Consider the following 18,247-nt stretch of genomic DNA (forward strand, 5'->3'; position numbering starts at 1 on the left):
GCAAGCTACTTGTTGGATAAGTTTTGATAATTGTCAGTTCCCCACAGCAAAGCTCAGCTGTTGGAGCTGATATAGCTTAAATATTTGATGTAGCGCCAATTTTCTAGTTTTGAGCAAAAGTACTATTCCCGTTTCTATAGTTACAGCAGTTTTCAAGTCATTGAACTACACCATGTTCTTTTGGTCAGAGTGAAGGTGCGTACATTCTAAAGAAGGCGGGTGAGGAAGCCTACCCCATAAGGTCGGTTATTCATCTGAAAATGACTCTAGAATAGCGGTTTGTGTTTTTGGTTATCTCAAAATGGCGATCGTCGTGAAAGACTTCGCCACAGATCTCTATTGCCACCCACACACCAATGTTGTAAGCAACCCACACCTTATTAGTTACAAATATTGTCAACCAATCCATAAAAAGGATGGATATTCATATGCATTTTAAAAAAGCGAGACTGACCCTAAAGGGGAGCCAGTGCGGTCTTGGGGTCTCCCCAAAAGGAGTATCTGGCGTGCTTCGGCTTCCTCCCACGCCTGAAGGACGGACGTGCCTTCCTAAGTCAGTCACATCCTCGTGGGTTTCTGCCTTGGGGGTTCTATGAATGTTAGTCTTTCTTGGATTAGCAAGTTTTTTCTGTCTGTGTCTGCATGTGTGAGTCTGTCTCACTTTGCAACAGCACAACAGGCTCCAACCAATCCCCAACAAAGAACACAGACAACACTACAGAAGATTTGTTCTTTTGATACTGTACGTGAATTACTACCGCCCGCAAGTGAAAAAAGTAAATCATTACTTTCTTACCTCGCACAGCAAGGTTTTATACAGACTCAAGATGGTTCTTGGGTCTGTTACGTTAGCGATCCACAAAAATCAGGGCGCTATTACACTCTTTTTAAGGTTCAACAGATTGAGAAAAAACTTGTAGCAAGTTCTTTTTTAGAAAACGATCGCATGATTGAGGAACAAGACAGCCGCAGTTTGGATTTTTTTCTCATGCTCATCCAAAATCACACAAGCGCAACTTCCAAGAACTTACTTGACATACGAGAATACATCAAAACCTTTATTACACTCATCAAGCAAGGGAAGATAAAACCTTCAGAACGGGGCTATCTCTTTAATCAACCCAGTCGTGCGTTCGTTTTTTACAACCGTCTTAATGAGGGAAATGTGAAGGGGACCGCCATTACGATTAACCTTGACAAACCCCAGAACTTAAGTTCTTCTCCAGTGTTTTTAGAGCATAGAGATTTGAAGAAACCCTAGTTGATGGAGGTGGATCTTGTTAAAGCCATTGGCGAAGAAAATTACAATTACATTTTCTTGTTTTGCATCCGTACTCATTCCTACTCAGGAAGCATTTGGTCAGTTAAATCTTGGTCGCTATGGAGTCCAACGGGGACTGGAAACGAATTATCTTCAATACCAGATTTCAGGGCAAAAATTGAGCCAAATGCGAGGTATTCCCGGATGTGCGATCGGGTACGGTCTCAACTGTAACAAAACTGCAGCAGTCATTGAAGAATTATTAGAGGCTAGAAACGGACCGAGTTATCAAGACCTATTGGTAAAAGCCGCTGGAGGAGAAGAAAATCTCCGGAAATTTGCTGCCTTTTACAACAATAATCCCAATTTGGATCGAATGCCGTATGCTTCATTTTGGCAAGATGACAGCCCCCTAGTAGTAGATGGATATCGGTATCTTCTGGGAGGGACGGTGAAACAAGCTCCTGTCTCGGGTTTGGGACTGGTCACTAAAAATTTTTATTGGACACCATTGCAGGGATCTGGTGACTCACTTGACCTTCGCAGTGGATTGCTGAACTTGAAGTATTCTTTTGGACGCTTGCTATATGAGGAAATGGCAAAAATCCCTAATATCGAGCAGCAAATTCATTCTTTAAATTTGCCGCAAGATATGACCAAATTTTATTTGGAGAAAATTGCTATAGCAAAACAAGCATTAAGCACTAGCGATAGCCGGCTGCTGAAAGATAGCATTCTCAATGTTCTCTCCATACCATTTGATACAGAAGGTACGCAATTTGGACGCCCAAATATTGGAATTCCTTCAGAGTTGGACCAACTGACTGGTGAGGGTCTCTCTCCGGATGTGTTTGTAGGGCTCAATCCAGTTTTCTTATCCCCAGATGCGATCGCTGTTGATGTTCCTTCTACAATTCCAGAAAGTCCAAGCCCAGAAAATATAGTTCCAGACAGTGCTGTTGTCCAACAAGGTTCTGGTAACTCCTTAAGAGGCTGGTTAATTGGGGGTGGCGGGCTTGTTTTATTACTGCTTCTTTTATCTTTAGGTGGTGGAGGTGGAGATAGAGATCGCGCTTTTGGTCAACCACCCTTAACTGTAGGAACAACAACACCGGATACTGTTCCGCCAACAACTCCTAGTGGGTGCGGTTTACCTGGTGACTCCAATCAAGCGATCGAGATTCCTTGTACTCCAAGTGTGATTTACCCACCAGGAGATAAGGTCGAAAGAATTCCGGAGTCATCAGCAATCTCGCCTTATTTGTTGCTGTTGATTGTCTTGTTTTTAAGTTCTCGTGTTTGTAGGAAACAAGTGCGGTGGTAGTTAGTGGTTAATAGTTAGTAGGGGCGCGGTATTGCGCCTTTACTCTTTTGGTTGTGGAATATACAATCGAGGAACTTGGGGCTTTTCTATCAACTCACACCACAGACGCTCATAACTGTTGACCATGCGCTCAACAGTAAACTGACGCCGTGCTATATCTTGTCCCCGCCGACCAAATCGCAACCGTAATTGGCAGTCTTCTTTTAAATGCTGCAATGCAGCAGCAAGACCTTCAACATCATCTTGATCCACAAGTAACCCGGTTTCGCCATGGGTGACGGCTTCTGGAATACTGCCCACACGCGTTGCAACTACAGGAAGGGCTGCAAGCATTGCTTCAACAATTGCTAGTGGAAAACCTTCAGATCTTGAGGGCATGGCAAAGATGTCAAATTGTAGTAACCAATCGCGAGGATTATCTACCCATCCTGGCAAATCAACGCGATCGCTTATTCCCAAATCCACTGCAAGCTTTTCTAGATCTGTACGTTGTCCACCTTCGCCTAGAATCACTACCCGAACTCCTTCAATTTGAGCAATAGCTCTGAGTAAGATATCGTGACCCTTCATCGCATCTAGCCGACCCGTGCAACCAATAACTATTTTTTGCCCCGAAAACCCCAATCTCTCATCTTCTTTATTTGAGAGATTGGGTTGTTGTATCATGTCCGGAACGCAATTAGGGATAGAAATTACGGTACGACGACCCAACGCATAAAAGTCCTCCATGCGTCTTGCACTTGCTTCACCCACTGCCACATGAGCGTCAACTCGCAGTGATAGCGCCCTTGTACGCCATAGCTTAATTGCATCAGTTGTTCGTAGTGGCAGTTGATCGACACGCACGACACGAGCATTTGGCAATGTTAAAGCGGCGAAAAGACCAATGGCACATTCCCAAGGAGTACAAATATTGATATGTACTATATCTGGTTGCAAGCGATGCAGTGCTTGAAGGTGTGCTGTTAGAGAATGAATCCCTTTCGCAGGTAATACCACTTGAGATACTTGCGGATTCTTGCTTGCAATAGCATCAATGACTAACTGACTGGTACCCATTGCAGTTACGTGAAAATCTGCTGACACGTTAGTAACTAGGTGTTTGAGGCTGATTTCCGCACCTCCAATTCCAGCTGAATCAGTATAAGTAACTACACGTATCATTATTTTTAGGTTGTATAAAGTCTTTATGACAAATCTATCGCAAGGTGATTAAGAAATAAAAGCGATTGCTATTAGACTTTCATTGCAACTCCCTAGTTTTTATATAAGTTTCTATGATAGATGTTTATATTATCAATCTATTTATTATAGGTCTATTGTTGCTAGTTGTTACCTTACTATCTGGCTGGATTTCACGCTTACCTCTTTCTTTTGCTCTGATTTATCTTTTAGTTGGTATTCTTCTCGGTCCTTATGGCTTTAAACTCATTCAATTACGCCGGGAAGGAGTTTTCAATGCCGAATTGTTAGAAAGAATAACAGAATTTGTTGTTATTGTCTCTGTATTTAGTTGTGGATTAAAAATTCTCCGTCCGCTAAAAATAGGGGCTTGGAATATTACAGTACGGCTCATTGGATTTTTAATGCCATTTTCTATTTTTGGGCTTGCTGTTGTTGGAAAAATGTTCCTAGGTCTGGATTGGGGAGAGGCAATTTTACTAGGAGCTATTCTTGCCCCAACTGACCCGGTATTGGCTTCAGAGGTGCAATTAACTGATGTCGATGACCAAGATGAGTTACGTTTTGGTTTAACATCAGAAGGTGGTTTAAATGATGCTCTTGCTTTTCCTTTTGTTTATTTTGGAATTTATTCGTTAAAAGATAAGAATTGGGACAACTGGTTTAAACAATGGGTTGCTATTGATTTAGTGTGGGCGATCGCTGCTGGCATAGGTATGGGTATTCTCGTCGCTAAAGTTATAGTTTGGATTGATAAAAAAATTCAGCGACGACGCCCTGCTGATTCATTAATGGAAGATTTTATTGCTTTGGGGACAATTTTACTGACATACTCACTAACAGAATTCGTTAATGGTTATGGTTTTCTTGCAGTATTTGTTGCTGGTTTAGTTTTTCAAAGAAGTTATAAAAAATCGGAAAAATCACTTGCACAATTGGAATTTGTAGAACGGTTGGAAAAGCTTTTAGAAATTGGAACTATTTTAATTTTGGGTTCAATTTTGTTATTTAAACCAATGCTAACTTATGCTACCCAATCTTTATTAGTGATAGCTTTACTGTTCTTTGTTATTCGACCAGTGGGTGCATGGATAAGCACAATTGGTCAACCATCAGGACACAGGCATTATAGAAGTATGCACCCAGGAACTCGTTGGTTACTTGGCTGGTTTGGTATTCGAGGTGTAGGCTCTTTATACTATCTTGCCTACGCATATGGGAATGGTTTGAAAAACGGTCTTGGCGAGCAAATCGGTTGGATTGTTTACACTACGATAGTCGTGTCCGCGCTCGTGCATGGCATTAGTTCTACTCCACTGATGAATTGGTACGAGCGCAATCTTTCTCCCAAAAATAGCAATGCCTCACCCCCAGCTACGGTGAAGGAATTTGAATAAGGGGATGAGGGAGAAGGAATTATCAATGACGACAAATCATTAATTCCCAATCTCCTATCCCCAAGCGATGTTTATTTGGTTGTAACGCGATCGACTAATTCTTTGGCTTGTTCGAGGAGATTGGAATTCTGGTTTTGTTGTTCTTCAGCTTTTAAATTTCTTTCGTAAGTCTTTTCTACAGTTTGTGGCTTGTTAGAGTCTTCGACAGCCTGTTCGTAAGCTTTTTGTCGATCTTCTTCTCGCAGCCCAGTTGCTTCGCTGTATTCATATGCGCGGTCAATTTTTTCTTCTGGTGTGAGTTGATTGGCACGAGATGTTATGGCATAGCTAGGCTGCTGAGTAAAAAAAAATAAACCCGATGCGCTGATAAGAAGCATCAACCCTAAAACAACAATGCTTTGACGTAATGCTTTATTGAAGATAGCTAAAAATCTTTGCATATAATTGCCTCCTAATTGTATGTTGTAGGTTTGAATTTTCTGAGTGTATGCATAATTATTTATACACACTCTAATACACACACGAATATTACGTGTCTGAATGCTACTTTGACTTCTACCAAAAGAAAGGTTATTTTATTTTGGATTTTAGCTTGATAGTTGGAGACTAAAAAACCTAGCGTGTAACCTGCTGTAAATTCAAACTTTATTTAGGAGCGCAACCATTCATGATGAATTTTGACGTCTCGGCTTTGCATGGCTTGTTCAAATAGTTTAGTTGGTAATGCTTCTTCTACTGGTGTAACACCGGGTTTTTTTAGTTTCCCATCCAATAGCATTTGAGCAATACTACCCGTACCAAAACCAGAAGCAACTGCTGTGTTTTCATGTACTAGAGTAGAGCAAAAAACAGCGTCTTTTCCATCTCTTTGCCCGGTAATTTCTGACCGAACTGCTACACCGATACCGCTAAAGCGATTCGTGACATCCGTCATAAAGTGACTGACATGAGCTAAAAATTCAATTGCACTTCGCTGCTGCATGACCCATTTGGGAAAAATATGAGCAGCTATCCATGTCATGTGATTGTAAAAATCAGGAACGGAGCCAAATTTGGTGATAACGGTTTTGACAGATGGATAAGCATGAGGCAGTGTATAGGTTTCTGGCATATCAAACCAATAAATTCCACTACGACCGTATGGTTTTGGAAAATCAATGTTTTCGCGATCGCTGTAAGGTTCGACTAACTTCCAATCACCATCGATCCAAGCTTCAAAAGGTTTTTGCAAGCCCAAAAAGGTTGTTCGCATTACGGTGATTCCAGCACCACCGGAACCAGAGACTAAGTAACTTAAATGAATTTTTTCTGGCTTCTCTAATTGTTCAACGCCCTGACGTACCATGCTGTTAGAAATTCCGGGGAAGATGCCTGTATTAATTATTGCTGTCACTCCCGCTTTGACAGCTGCATCATGGTACTCTAGAGCTTTTTTGGTGAAAGAACGGTGATCGCTAACATCAGCGTAGTCAACGCCTTCTTCAATACAAATTTTAAGAACGTTAGCGTCTCTATAATGAAACGGACCCGCACAGTGGATAACTATATTAGAAGATGCGATCGCCTTCCTAAGTCTATCCACATCTGCCAAATCTAAAACCAAATAATGAACTCGCGGATTGGGGCTTTCATTATCTGGGGTACGTCCAGTAATAGTAACTTCTGCCTGTGTATGAGTGAGAATATCTCGAGCAACGCTACTGCCAATCCGTCCGCGTCCTCCAAGAATCAAAACCCGATCTGTCATTGCTCCAGTATTATCCACAGCATTTTCATTACATCAACCTTTCGCTATCTTTGTCATCGGTATTGAGTATGAGCTATACGGAATAAGGGAGAGAAGAAAAAATTTCCTCTCATCCGTTATCTCTCCTATTCTCGACTAAAGACAGATGCCATAGTAGATTTTATCGATTCTCCTGCATCTTTCAATGTTTGTGCTATTGGATGTCGGTCGTGCAAGAAAATACGCGCACAGTTACGCCCCGGTAATCCTGAAATAGAACCACCTGGATGGGTTCCTGCTCCAGTTAGATATAAATTCTCAATTGGAGTCTTATAATTTGCTATTTCTGGCAGAGGTCGGAAACACAACATTTGTTCCAAAGTCATGTCTAGGTGGTAATAATTTCCTTTGTAAAATCCCAAGCGTTGTGAGAGATCGGCAGGGCTTTCCACATGACGGGCAATAATGGAATGTTTGAGATTGGGGGAATACTCTGCTAGTTTTTCAATGACCCTGTCAGCAACTTTATTTTTCAGTTCATCAGTCCAACCAGTACCCTTTAACCCCGTGCCTTCTGCACCTGAAATTTGATAAGGAGCAAAAAACTCAATCCATGCTGTATGCTTTCCTGGAGGTGCCATTGATGGATCGCGTCCGGTGGGCATGACTAAATACATGGATGGGTCTTCATCGGGAATCTTTCCTTGGGTACAATCACTATGAGCTTTCTCAACATGGTTTACAGAATCTGCAATTAAGATAGAGCCGATTAAATACTCATCCCTGTGTTCGTGACGTTCAAATCGCAGTGGTTCATTTAAAGCCAAGTCAATTTTGAGGATGCTTTCGTTGTTGTCAACAATCCGGCGAGCTAGTCTTTCTCGTAAATTTGGGTCGGCGCTATCTACATCGCTAGCTTCTATATGTTGTAAAAACAAGCGTTTGGCATCAATATTTGAGATCACTCCTTTATTGGCTCGGTATTCTTTGCCACCTGCGACTCTGACACCAACTGCTTGACCGTTATCAACTAAAACTTTTTCCACTCTTTGGTCGGTGAGGATAACACCACCTTGACTTTTGACTAAATTTACTAAAGCCTCTGTTAATGCCCCGGTACCGCCACGGGGTCGTGCTTGACCTGGATGGTGACGCATGACCATCATCATCGCTCCGAAGGACATTGCTTTTTGGGAAGGGGGTGAACTCAGTTCGGCAGATAGTCGGGCAAGAGGTGCTTTGAGAAATTCGGAATCAAAATACTCATTAATATTGTCTTGGGGGCTAGAAAGCATTGTACGAAGCAAATCTAGCGTTTCATTGGGACCTCCTAAGAGAGAAAACAAGTCTTGCAGTTTTTTCAAGTCGTAATTTCCCAAAAGGTCAACTATAGATTTGGGTGGTGCATTGAAGTAGGGCGTGACGGTACTAATGAATCGTTGCCAATAATTGACATATTCGCTATATTTCTTGGCATCGCGATCGCTCCAACGGGCAATTTCCGCACAAGTCTTTTCAACTGATTTGTGGGCCAAGAAATACTTGCCATCTGGATGGGGACAAAAAACAACCGGGTCACACCAAAGGTATTCCAAACCGTATTTATGTAGTTCTAATTCTTGGATAACTGGTCCGAGGAAAATAAATAAGTGGTCGATAGCGCAAGGGTTGAATTTAAAGCCGGGCGCTTCTTTGGCTAAAAGTTCTTCAGTTGTGGAACCGCCACCGGGAATAGAACGAGCTTCTAAAAGCAAAACGCTGTAACCAGCTTTAAGTAAGTATGCGGCACAGACCAAACCATTATGCCCTGCACCGATAATAACTACATCATACGTTTCCATAACTGTAACTTTGACTAGGAGTGTTTCTTCCCAGATATTAGAAAGCAAGTCAGAAATATAACTCTTTCCCCAGTTTTGAGTGCAACCAACCTTAAGGCAGAGAATTTTAAACAACTTTTATATATGGGAAAACTGCGACAAAGTGGAGTTAACATACCAGGGTAAGGGGTAACCCTCAGTGCTGCTCTCCATCCCACAAAATGGGATAATTTATTTTTTGCTCCCTTAAGTGTTAATTTATGCCTTACAGTCAAATTACTCTCAGGCAACTTGTTGAAGAATTTAACTTAACGTTAGAAGAAAAGACCAGACTGTTCCCAAACATAGAGTTGGTATCGTCTACTGAGTTATTATCTATGACGTTGCAGGAGACGTTACCTTTGGCCACAGCAATTAACAGCGAAAAAGCTCGTGCGGAACTCATTATTGCTCCGGTATTGCTGGAAGTCAAACGAAAATTAAATTCTCAAATTGGACTATTTTCTGGGAATGACTTTACAGTCGATTCATCACGCGGCTTAAATGGTTCTCCAGATTTCTTAATTACGCGGAGTCCAGAGCAATATTATATTAGCGCACCAGTCATGACAATAGTTGAAGCCAAAAACGAGAATATTAATCTTGGCTTAGGTCAATGTGGTGCTGAAATGTTAGCAGCACAGATATTTAATGAGAGAGAAAATTCTCCAGTGGCTGCTATTTACGGTTGTGTTACAACTGGCATATTGTGGAAATTTTTGCGGTTACAACATCAAACTTTGTTCATTGATTTAATAGAAATACCAATTGAACCAGTAGAACGATTGTTGGGTATTTTTTTACATATTCTTTCCTAATTGATAAATTGACCGATTTTAATTTGCTGCTGTATCTCAATCGTGCTAAACCGCCACGTTAAAATGATTGCTGCTGAAGCAAGACCAATGACAAATCCCCACCACAAGCCAACGCCACCAAATCCCAACAACAACCCAAGTGTGTAACCGCAAGTTAAGCCAATACCCCAATAAGCCAAAGCACCTATCAGAAGGGGAATCCGAGTGTCCTTTAATCCTCGGAGCGCACCAGCCGCAGCTACTTGAATGCCATCTGCAATTTGGAACATTGCTGCTACTCCCAAAAGTTGCTTTGCCAAACTGACAACAGCTGCATTCTTAGAATCAGTGGTGTCAATATAAAGCGCTACGATTCTCTCTGGCACTACCCAGAACAATATGCCCATAACTGCCATAAATGCTGCAGCCATACCAATACCCACAAATCCTGCGAGTCGCGCCCCTTGAGAATTTTCTTGACCCACGAGTTGCCCAACTCTCACAGTTGTTGCTATTGAAAGTCCAAGTGGAATCATAAAGGTAAGAATTGCTGTCTGAAAAGCAATTTGATGGGCTGCTAGTGTCACTGTTCCCAATTGTCCCATCAAAAAAGTGACGCAAGTGAAAAATCCTCCTTCCACTCCAGCCAATACCCCGATGGGTATACCGACTCGCACCAATTCCCAAAAGACTTTGCTTTCAAATTGATGCACTTTAGAAAAGGCATGGTAGATTCGCAGTTGAGGGTGGTTGAGGATGTACACTGCCAAAGCAGCAAACATTGCCCAAAAGGAAAAGGCACTTGCATAACCAATTCCAGCTAAACCTAAGGCAGGAAATCCATATTTACCAAACATTAAAATATAGTTTCCTACAATATTGATCGACGTACCACATATAACGATCGCAATCACGGGACGGGGTTTTGATAGGGCTGAGACAAAACTTCTCAGCACGGCAAAGCCCAGCCCAGGAAGATAACCCCATGCGATCGCCTTCAAATACTCTTCTGCTAATGCAACAGTTTTAGGTTCTTGTCCGAACAGGAGCAGTAAAGTTCCACCATTCCAGATGAGCATTGTTGTTGGAACAGCTAAGATGAGTGATAGCAACAAACCTTGTCGTACTACCCGACTCACTTGCTCTGCTCGTCCGGCTCCGTAGGCTTCTGCAACAAGCGGGCTCACTGAGGAAACAATTCCAGAACCGATATACATTAATATGTGAAATATAGATGCTCCCAATGCCCCTGCTGCAATAATTTGGCTTCCCAGACTGCCCATCATAACCGTATCGACAAACGTTGTCGCTCCTTGAGATAGCTGGGCTCCAGCTAAGGGAATTGCTAGAACCAGACACTCTTTAATTTCTGTGATGACCCTGGATTTTGATACTCTGTAACTCATGGGAACTACGAAAATTAAACGATCGCTCGTTCTCCTTAGAAATCGTACTGATAATCAGTACGATTTGGAAAGACGGAGTTACATTGTAGCTTAATACTACATTCAAGAGCAAAGCTTCCAATTACCTTCTGCCGTTCTTCAAAGGTACTCGCGAAGAAAATCAAACGGATCGTCTTCCCAACAAGGTTCTGGGATGAGAAACAGCAATGTTTTATTAATCTCGGCCTCAATTTCATCAATATCTTCTCTATGAAAGAGATCTCTAAGAGCTTTCCAGTCACGTTTTTTGAGAGCAATCAATGGTGAGGCGTGTAATCCTAGATTGGCATGATGAAAACTGGTATCTGAACTAGGAGACACAAATTTTTGGGTAACTATCCTTTCGTTTTGCAAAAATAATTTTTTTGATAAAGGTTTAAAAATGGGCTTTTGCACTGTTTATCTATATATAATAATGTATAGCAATCCTAAATCATTTGCAAAAATTTGGATTGCTAATAGCTAATGGCTAATAGCTAATGGTCAAAAAGCAATTAGCTATTAGCAGTCTTCACTCTTATTCTTATATTTTATTTAGGACTGTTTTATCTATTGTACATCTATCATCTCAACATTAAAGACATTGGCGAAATTCTTTGCCACTTGAGAGCGCACCTCAGAACAAGTTATATTGGGAAGCCATTGGGCTAGGCTCCCCACAGGTTTATCAGCAATACCACAGGGGACAATACGCTGAAATCCTGTTAAATCGGGACAAACATTTAATGAAAAACCGTGCATGGTAATCCAACGGCTGACTTTAATGCCGATCGCTGCTACTTTTCGTCCTTCAAGCCACACTCCAGTCAATCCCGGACTGCGTTCCCCTGCCAACCCGTAGGCTTCTAATGTAATTATTATTACTTCTTCTAGTTGTCGCAGATACCAGTGAAGGTCTTTACAATAATAATGCAAATTTAAAATTGGATACCCAACCAGTTGTCCGGGACAGTGGTAGGTCACTTCACCACCTCTTTCAACTCGATGAACTTCATATTGGCTCGCGATCGGGTCGAACTTCAGGAATTCAGGATTTGCTCCTTGCCCTAAAGTATAAACGGGTGGGTGTTCCAGTAATATCAGCACGTCATCTAAATCAAAGTTGTTAATGCGTTCCATTTGCAGTTGACGCTGCCATCTCAGTACTTCTATGTAAGGCATTACTTCTTGGTTATATAATAAACATCGGCGTTGTCGCGAAAACATACTACGGCTCACCTAAAAAATCAAGTACTGGGAAAATAAAATGTATTGCATATTACCAATTAGATTGCAAAAATTGTCAAGCTATGCAAAGGATTTTAAAGGAAAATCACGGGAATTGGTTTTCCAGAATACAAGATGCTAGTTTTGATATATTAACCTCAATGGTGTTGGGAGGAATTCTCTGTAGTAACCGTCACGCCAAAACATATAGTTAAGAATGAACACGGGTGATGACGCCTAAGCGATGGACAGCATAAAATAGAAGAAAGCTGTAAAAACCGTTTTTTTCTTAAAAGGCAATCAGCCACTGAAGAAGCTCAATCTACGATGTCTGCACCAATTCCAATTGCCTTTCAATCAGTTGGAAATACGGGGAAGTGTTGTAGGTGATTTTGAGCTAGGAAATTTCTGAAAATTCGTCTTCAGTTGGCATCGGGTAGGTGTCAAACCAGTACTACTTGTTTTGGCGACAGTGTTAGACCTTACCGCAATTCCTTTTCATCCAAACCAATATTTACATACAGCATTGAGCGGGAGAGTTTACATGAAGCTTGTCATCCACGGCAAAAATATTGAAATTACCGAAGCGATTAGGGATTACGTGCATCAAAAGATTGAAAAGGCGGTAAATCATTTTCAAAACATCACAAACGAAGTGGATGTGCATTTAAGCGTGGCTCGCAACCCAAGAATTAGTCCAAAGCAATCGGCTGAAGTCACTATTTACGCAAATGGTAATGTCATCCGTGCAGAGGAAAACAGCGAGAACTTGTACGCTAGCATAGATTTAGTAGCTGATAAAATAGCTCGTCAACTGCGTAAATACAAAGAACGACGTCACGAAAAGAAAACCCATGCTCAAACGACTATTGATGGAGTGATTCAAGAAACTGTTGTAAAAGATTTAATAGGCGATCGCACTCCCGAACTACCAGAAGAAGTAGTGCGGTGTAAATATTTTTCTATGCCACCTATGACTGTTGCAGAAGCTTTAGATCAACTGCAATCAGTGGGTCACGATTTTTATATGTTCCGTAATGCAGATACTGGAGAGATCAACGTTGTTTACGAACGCAATCATGGTGGTTTCGGAGTGATCCAACCGCGCAATAATAACGGTCATACAAACGGTCATACAAACGGTAAAAACGGCAAAACAGCCCACGTTGTTATTTCTGAAAAATCTTATCAGAAGTAGTGAGTAATGAGTGGTGAGTGGTTAGTAGAAACAACTCACCACTCATTACTCACTAAACTGCAATTCTTTGCAGTGTTTTCAGTGCTTCTTCGACATGTCCAGTAAAATTAAACATGGAGTCGAAAACATATTGTACGATTCCTTCTTTGTCAATGACGTAAGTCACGCGACCTGGAAATAAACCAAAAGCTGCGGTTGCACCGTAAGACTTGCGAGTTTGGTCACCTTTATCGCTTAGGAGGGTAAAGGGTAGTTGATATTTTGCAGCAAATTTTTGGTGAGATTCGGGTGAGTCACCGCTCACGCCAACAACCTCTGCACCTGCATTTTGAAAAACTTCATACTGGTCGCGAAAAGCACAGGATTCAGCTGTGCATCCTGGCGTGTCATCTTTAGGATAAAAATACAAGACAACAGCTTTTTTGCCACGAAAATCTCTAAGGCTGACGGCTGTACCGTTTTGAGAAGGTAACGTAAAGTCGGGGGCGGTGTCGCCTACTTGAATTGGCATAGGTAGTTGGAATTTAAAATTAGAATTCGGTCAGTTGGCGCAGACACTTATAACTGGTTTCTAGTTGGGCTTTAGCGTTAAAACTCAACTAGGAATCCAATATAGTAATTTTACACTTCGTTACATAGTTTTGTTTTTTGTTGTCAATCTATTTAATTAGTCTTGATTAGTCATAGGAGGCAGAGTAGTTTAGAATATCTTTTGCCATATTCTGTCTATGCGTTTGACGTCTCTTGATGTTTTTCGGGGCATCACTATTGCTGGCATGATACTTGTCAACATGGCAAGCCTTGCCGAACCTAATGTTTACGCACCGTTACTCCACGCTCAGTGGCATGGTTGCACCCCAACAGATCTGGTCTTTCCTTTCTTTTTGTTTATTGTTGGTGTGGCAATGGCTTTCTCTTTGTCAAAGTACACTGAGAAAAATAAACCAAATGCATCTGTTTACGGGCGTATTTTGCGTCGTGCTGCTATTTTGTTCGCTTTAGGATTGTTCCTGAACGGCTTTTGGAATAAAGGGGTTTGGACATTTGATTTCAGTACTATCCGTATCATGGGAGTGCTGCAACGTATCAGTTTATCGTACCTACTTGCCTCTGTTGCTGTCCTCAATTTACCTCGTAGAGGACAGTGGATACTAGCTGGAGTTTTACTTGTTGGCTACTGGTTGACAATGATGTACGTCCCCGTTCCCGGTTATGGAGCTGGAGTGCTAACACGCGACGGGAATTTCAGCGCTTACATAGATCGTTTAATCATTCCTGCAGCACATTTATATAAAGGTGATGGTTTTAATAACTTAGGCGATCCAGAGGGTCTTTTCAGCACGATACCTGCCGTTGTTAGTGTCCTTATCGGTTACTTTACCGGGCAATGGATACGAAATAAAAAAGACATTTATTCTGAAACCAGTATGGATTTAGTTCTGTTTGGATTGATCTGCCTGGTTGTAGGTGGAATTTGGGATTTAGCATTTCCTCTCAATAAAAAGCTGTGGACTAGTTCCTACGTAATTTTTACTAGTGGTTGGGCGTTATTATTACTTGCAGCTTGTTACGAATTGATTGAAGTGCGACGGATACGGCGTTGGAGCAGACCTTTTGAAGTGATGGGATTAAACGCTATTTCCATCTTTGTTGCTTCTATACTGTTAATTAAAATCTTAGTAAAAACCAAAATTGGTGATGGAGAGAAGGCGCTAAGCACTTACGAGTGGATTTATCAAAATCTTTTTGTCTCTTGGACAGGTACAGTCAATGGTTCTTTTTTGTTTGCTATTGTGACTGTTCTGTTATGGTTGGGAGTTGCTTGCGTTATGTATCGACAACGCTGGTTTGTTAAGGTGTAGAATTATAGGACTAGCCGTCTTTTCGCGGGTTAATAAATGGTTGCTGAAATCAAAGAATTTGATGCCCAGCACTGGGTAAAAACTCGTTCATCTCTCAATCCCAATGAATCTACCTTTCTTACTTGGAAGGGAAACATTTATGCCTTCATTCCAGGAGAGAAGAAAAAACTTTTATTTAAAATGGTGGGTATGAGTGTCAGTAGATGCATACCCACAGGAGAAGGTAGTTGGGATTTTACCTCTCGCGAATTAACTTATTACCTTAATCCAGAAACTGGTGAAGTTTTGCATAAATGGGATAATCCCTGGACAGGTGAAACTATTTCGGTCATGCATGTTGCCAATAATCCAGTGCAAGGTCATTTCAAAGGTAAGTTTCCCGCACCTGTTGAGGGAGACCGTACAACTTTCGTGTTTGATATTTTTCCTGTCTACCCCAACCCACTAGGAGGAACCCCTAAATTTGCAGCTTATAGTCCGTATACAACCTATCAAGCAGCGGAGTTGTTTAAATTAACAGTGCCAACTGTAGATTTATTAAATCCCGAAGTTGCATCTGTTACCGAACTGAGGCTAAGTTGGGATAGAATTGGTCAGTGGCTTCCTTGGATGAAGATGGGTGCTAGCCCCGGTCATCTTATTTATAGTGCGTATGGCAGCAAAGTGGATGGCTTTAGAGGATTGCCACAGTTGCTTCAAAATGAAATTGATGAACGCGTTCCTTTGTATAGGAATGCGCCCAAAGCTTTTATGGATGGGGAAGATATGACTTCTTGGCTTTACTTTCAAAAGCACTTTGATGCCTATCTGGCTGGAGAAAGGTTTCCATTACCAGTGACTGATGACTAGCGATCGGCATTATACGCGTAATCGGTCAAAATTTCAACACAAGGTAGACAAAGTAAAAGTACGTCTCCCGCATCAAAAACTCAAATTGGCTTTTGAAACTGCGATAGCGGGTAGTGGGTGTGGGGGATGGATGTGCTTCCATTCCCATATCTTGCGCCATTAGCACTGCTCGTTTGAGATGCAAGGGGTCACTGACAATCAAAAATTTTCTCAATTTCTTCTTGGAAGCGACTTCTCGAGCATTTTTCAAGTTTTGATGGGTTGTGTGAGATTCAGTTTCAATAAGAATATCGGCTTCTTTGACTCCCCTTTCTACCGCATAGTGTTTACCAACGATCGCTTCAGCAAGTGCTTTTTCCGCACCAACTCCTCCAGTAAAGATAATGGTACGAACAGTTCCTCTCTTATAAAGATTGATGGCGTGATTAATTCTTTCGCGAAACACTGGAGATGGTTGTTCTCCCCAAACTGCTGCTCCCAAGACTATTGCTGCATCGGCTTTAATAGCACCCTTGGGATTGCCATAAATGTAAATACTAAAAGCTGTTGTTGCAAACACAAATAGGGTTGCAGACGCAATACCAAGCAACACCAGGGCTAGCCAGTATTTTTTAGGTTGATAACTGGGCATTGTGAGAATTCCCGGATTTCAAATTAATAACTTTGTTTAACCTTTGTAACAATTTTATGAGGATTCTAACAATGTCCAAAAGTATCCATCTGGCGAAACAAAGGAAAAACTCATTTCCTCAAACTCATTGGCAACTATAGTTGTATATTTTTGTACTGGGCTTGCTTTAATGCGATCGCAGTACGCATCGAGCCCTTTGACTTGATAAGTATACAAACACATTCCCAAAGACCCTGGTTGTGCAAATTCAAACCGGGAATCTAATGTAACAGAATCGGGAAAGCGAATGATGTAAAGTCTACCAGAACGAGCAGCAGACAAGTCTGTTGTTGAAGAACGGGGATCGTCAAAAGCTGTGACGTAAAACTTCTCCTTTGGTTGGAGGTCAAAAATTTCTCGTCCTGCTAAGGAAGATTCATAACTGGTCTCCACATCATCACGTACTCGCAGCAGACCCAAAACCTCATCGTAAAATTTTAAAGTTTCTTTAGTATCGTCTTGAATCACCAGACCCATGTGGGTAAATTGGCTGGTTTTCAAAGCGGAACTTTCGTTAATCGCTCCATAATTTGGTACGGTGTAACCAAACCTCTCAAATAAAACCTGCCGCATGAGAGGTTGCAGCATCAGCATTTCTCGCACACCAATAGCAGGTTCAATAAAAGGACGGCTTTTTCTCTCTTTGTTGTAAATGATTTCCCAACGAGGGTAGGTGTACCAAATAGGCCAACCTGCTGCTTTTGCATCCTCTATATGATTTAAAATATTAAGTACATCAGCAGTTAGGGTAGTAGCCCAACGATTTCCCTTAACTTTCATTGACCCCATCTTCAATCCTTCATTTGTGGGGTTTTGCCAAATCATAAGACGGATCAACCCGTGATCTGTGTTTTGATGATACAGGCGAACTGAGCGCAAGCTTGAGTTGACACCATAAAGTTGGTAAGCCCGTTCTGCTGGTAATTCCCCTTGTTGACCAACACGATAGCCAAATTGCTCCCAATACTGAATGGCAGAAATCGGTTCTTGAATGCCAATACAGACTTCGTAGATACCTTGAATAGTAGTTTGTCGATCCTGAGCTATATTAGGGGAAAACATAAAATTTCTATCTAGTTGAGCAACGTTATTTTTAACCCGACTTTCGCCCTCTGGCAAGATTTTATATATTGTATTATGACCGCTTTGAATAAATTTTAGAAAAATTCTGTTGAAATAGGCTGAAAATTTGTATTATTCTAGAAAAAGTGTCTAGTAACAAGCTAAGATCTAATTTTAAGCAATTTGTTAAGAAAAAACTTTGCTATCTCTAGTTATCCAGGGTGAACGTACAAAACAATACGATTAACGCAGTCAAAAATATGGATCGACTCCCTTGTCCAAGACAGTTACCTCTGGATTTCAGTATATATATCCTTATAACAGAAAAAAATCTTTCTCTTCCTCATTCATATGGAGGTTAAGCTTCACGCGTTTTCATTATAAAAAATAAAAACGATTTTTTTAATAA

Annotated in this window: 18 protein-coding genes; 7 read left to right on the forward strand and 11 right to left on the reverse strand. The window is 41.3% G+C overall.

Annotated features, from left to right (window positions below; all coding sequences use genetic code 11):
* Window positions 1–250: 250 nt before the first annotated feature.
* Complete coding sequence (locus AB0756_RS09075) at window positions 251–409, reverse strand: hypothetical protein (protein ID WP_167844619.1); 159 nt, start codon at window positions 407–409, stop codon at window positions 251–253.
* A 183-nt stretch (window positions 410–592) separates the two neighbouring features.
* Here AB0756_RS09075 and AB0756_RS09080 point away from each other — a divergent pair, with 183 nt between their 5' ends.
* Together AB0756_RS09080 and AB0756_RS09085 are read left to right on the forward strand one after the other, a co-directional pair.
* Window positions 593–1,261, forward strand: coding sequence for a hypothetical protein (locus tag AB0756_RS09080; protein ID WP_038075465.1), 669 nt, complete (start codon window positions 593–595; stop codon window positions 1,259–1,261).
* A 16-nt stretch (window positions 1,262–1,277) separates the two neighbouring features.
* Window positions 1,278–2,585 carry a hypothetical protein gene (locus tag AB0756_RS09085; protein WP_038075467.1) on the forward strand — a complete coding sequence of 436 codons (1,308 nt, stop codon included), beginning with the start codon at window positions 1,278–1,280 and terminating at the stop codon, window positions 2,583–2,585.
* Window positions 2,586–2,624: 39 nt separating this feature from the next.
* On the opposite strand, the gene AB0756_RS09090 is transcribed toward AB0756_RS09085, so the two are convergent.
* Window positions 2,625–3,749, reverse strand: coding sequence for a glycosyltransferase (locus AB0756_RS09090; RefSeq protein ID WP_237265828.1), 1,125 nt, complete (start codon window positions 3,747–3,749; stop codon window positions 2,625–2,627).
* A gap of 113 nt (window positions 3,750–3,862) precedes the next feature.
* Between AB0756_RS09090 and AB0756_RS09095 the strand changes: the two genes are divergently transcribed.
* On the forward strand, window positions 3,863–5,164 hold the full coding sequence (locus AB0756_RS09095) for a cation:proton antiporter (RefSeq protein ID WP_038075470.1): 1,302 nt from the start codon (window positions 3,863–3,865) through the stop codon (window positions 5,162–5,164).
* Between the two features lie 71 nt (window positions 5,165–5,235).
* On the opposite strand, the gene AB0756_RS09100 is transcribed toward AB0756_RS09095, so the two are convergent.
* From AB0756_RS09100 to crtO, 3 genes are all read right to left on the reverse strand, one after another.
* Window positions 5,236–5,604: a hypothetical protein gene (locus tag AB0756_RS09100; RefSeq protein WP_137986236.1), complete on the reverse strand. Its 369-nt coding sequence runs from the start codon at window positions 5,602–5,604 to the stop codon at window positions 5,236–5,238.
* A 209-nt stretch (window positions 5,605–5,813) separates the two neighbouring features.
* Window positions 5,814–6,911, reverse strand: a complete 1,098-nt coding sequence (locus AB0756_RS09105; RefSeq protein ID WP_038075476.1) for a saccharopine dehydrogenase family protein — start codon at window positions 6,909–6,911, stop codon at window positions 5,814–5,816.
* 125 nt (window positions 6,912–7,036) lie between these two features.
* On the reverse strand, window positions 7,037–8,731 hold the full coding sequence (gene crtO, locus AB0756_RS09110; protein WP_038075634.1) for a beta-carotene ketolase CrtO: 1,695 nt from the start codon (window positions 8,729–8,731) through the stop codon (window positions 7,037–7,039).
* Window positions 8,732–8,970: 239 nt separating this feature from the next.
* Between crtO and AB0756_RS09115 the strand changes: the two genes are divergently transcribed.
* Window positions 8,971–9,567 carry a hypothetical protein gene (locus AB0756_RS09115; protein WP_038075479.1) on the forward strand — a complete coding sequence of 199 codons (597 nt, stop codon included), beginning with the start codon at window positions 8,971–8,973 and terminating at the stop codon, window positions 9,565–9,567.
* On the opposite strand, the gene AB0756_RS09120 is transcribed toward AB0756_RS09115, so the two are convergent.
* The 3 genes from AB0756_RS09120 to lipB form a co-directional block, all read right to left on the reverse strand.
* Window positions 9,564–10,952, reverse strand: coding sequence for an MATE family efflux transporter (locus AB0756_RS09120; protein ID WP_038075482.1), 1,389 nt, complete (start codon window positions 10,950–10,952; stop codon window positions 9,564–9,566). The genes AB0756_RS09115 and AB0756_RS09120 overlap by 4 nt on opposite strands.
* A gap of 138 nt (window positions 10,953–11,090) precedes the next feature.
* Window positions 11,091–11,312, reverse strand: coding sequence for a hypothetical protein (locus AB0756_RS09125; protein ID WP_167844574.1), 222 nt, complete (start codon window positions 11,310–11,312; stop codon window positions 11,091–11,093).
* Window positions 11,313–11,540: 228 nt separating this feature from the next.
* The gene (gene lipB, locus AB0756_RS09130; protein WP_202048583.1) at window positions 11,541–12,152 is read right to left on the reverse strand and encodes a lipoyl(octanoyl) transferase LipB; all 612 of its coding nucleotides are present in this window, start codon (window positions 12,150–12,152) and stop codon (window positions 11,541–11,543) included.
* Between the two features lie 589 nt (window positions 12,153–12,741).
* Here lipB and hpf point away from each other — a divergent pair.
* Window positions 12,742–13,395, forward strand: a complete 654-nt coding sequence (gene hpf, locus AB0756_RS09135; RefSeq protein ID WP_038075648.1) for a ribosome hibernation-promoting factor, HPF/YfiA family — start codon at window positions 12,742–12,744, stop codon at window positions 13,393–13,395.
* Window positions 13,396–13,447: 52 nt separating this feature from the next.
* On the opposite strand, the gene AB0756_RS09140 is transcribed toward hpf, so the two are convergent.
* Window positions 13,448–13,906 carry a peroxiredoxin gene (locus AB0756_RS09140; RefSeq protein WP_038075488.1) on the reverse strand — a complete coding sequence of 153 codons (459 nt, stop codon included), beginning with the start codon at window positions 13,904–13,906 and terminating at the stop codon, window positions 13,448–13,450.
* Window positions 13,907–14,123: 217 nt separating this feature from the next.
* Between AB0756_RS09140 and AB0756_RS09145 the strand changes: the two genes are divergently transcribed.
* Window positions 14,124–15,257, forward strand: coding sequence for an acyltransferase family protein (locus tag AB0756_RS09145; RefSeq protein WP_038075490.1), 1,134 nt, complete (start codon window positions 14,124–14,126; stop codon window positions 15,255–15,257).
* 36 nt (window positions 15,258–15,293) lie between these two features.
* Window positions 15,294–16,106 carry a DUF1838 domain-containing protein gene (locus AB0756_RS09150; protein ID WP_038075494.1) on the forward strand — a complete coding sequence of 271 codons (813 nt, stop codon included), beginning with the start codon at window positions 15,294–15,296 and terminating at the stop codon, window positions 16,104–16,106.
* A 25-nt stretch (window positions 16,107–16,131) separates the two neighbouring features.
* Here AB0756_RS09150 and AB0756_RS09155 read toward each other — a convergent pair whose 3' ends face one another.
* Window positions 16,132–16,737 carry a YdcF family protein gene (locus AB0756_RS09155; RefSeq protein ID WP_038075496.1) on the reverse strand — a complete coding sequence of 202 codons (606 nt, stop codon included), beginning with the start codon at window positions 16,735–16,737 and terminating at the stop codon, window positions 16,132–16,134.
* A gap of 54 nt (window positions 16,738–16,791) precedes the next feature.
* Window positions 16,792–17,838 carry a VOC family protein gene (locus AB0756_RS09160; RefSeq protein ID WP_408019931.1) on the reverse strand — a complete coding sequence of 349 codons (1,047 nt, stop codon included), beginning with the start codon at window positions 17,836–17,838 and terminating at the stop codon, window positions 16,792–16,794.
* Window positions 17,839–18,247: the final 409 nt, after the last annotated feature.

Source organism: Tolypothrix campylonemoides VB511288_2 (assembly GCF_045999855.1).
In the GTDB taxonomy this organism is placed as follows: Bacteria; Cyanobacteriota; Cyanobacteriia; order Cyanobacteriales; family Nostocaceae; genus Scytonema; species Scytonema bouteillei_A.

Coding starts and splice junctions, on each gene's coding strand:
- AB0756_RS09075 (WP_167844619.1), bottom strand. CDS start 409: ATGGATTGGTTGACAATATTTGTAACTAATAAGGTGTGGGTTGCTTAC.
- AB0756_RS09080 (WP_038075465.1), top strand. CDS start 593: ATGAATGTTAGTCTTTCTTGGATTAGCAAGTTTTTTCTGTCTGTGTCT.
- AB0756_RS09090 (WP_237265828.1), bottom strand. CDS start 3,749: ATGATACGTGTAGTTACTTATACTGATTCAGCTGGAATTGGAGGTGCG.
- AB0756_RS09095 (WP_038075470.1), top strand. CDS start 3,863: ATGATAGATGTTTATATTATCAATCTATTTATTATAGGTCTATTGTTG.
- AB0756_RS09100 (WP_137986236.1), bottom strand. CDS start 5,604: ATGCAAAGATTTTTAGCTATCTTCAATAAAGCATTACGTCAAAGCATT.
- AB0756_RS09105 (WP_038075476.1), bottom strand. CDS start 6,911: ATGACAGATCGGGTTTTGATTCTTGGAGGACGCGGACGGATTGGCAGT.
- crtO (WP_038075634.1), bottom strand. CDS start 8,731: ATGGAAACGTATGATGTAGTTATTATCGGTGCAGGGCATAATGGTTTG.
- AB0756_RS09115 (WP_038075479.1), top strand. CDS start 8,971: ATGCCTTACAGTCAAATTACTCTCAGGCAACTTGTTGAAGAATTTAAC.
- AB0756_RS09120 (WP_038075482.1), bottom strand. CDS start 10,952: ATGAGTTACAGAGTATCAAAATCCAGGGTCATCACAGAAATTAAAGAG.
- lipB (WP_202048583.1), bottom strand. CDS start 12,152: ATGCCTTACATAGAAGTACTGAGATGGCAGCGTCAACTGCAAATGGAA.
- hpf (WP_038075648.1), top strand. CDS start 12,742: ATGAAGCTTGTCATCCACGGCAAAAATATTGAAATTACCGAAGCGATT.
- AB0756_RS09140 (WP_038075488.1), bottom strand. CDS start 13,906: ATGCCAATTCAAGTAGGCGACACCGCCCCCGACTTTACGTTACCTTCT.
- AB0756_RS09145 (WP_038075490.1), top strand. CDS start 14,124: ATGCGTTTGACGTCTCTTGATGTTTTTCGGGGCATCACTATTGCTGGC.
- AB0756_RS09150 (WP_038075494.1), top strand. CDS start 15,294: ATGGTTGCTGAAATCAAAGAATTTGATGCCCAGCACTGGGTAAAAACT.
- AB0756_RS09155 (WP_038075496.1), bottom strand. CDS start 16,737: ATGCCCAGTTATCAACCTAAAAAATACTGGCTAGCCCTGGTGTTGCTT.
- AB0756_RS09160 (WP_408019931.1), bottom strand. CDS start 17,838: ATGTTTTCCCCTAATATAGCTCAGGATCGACAAACTACTATTCAAGGT.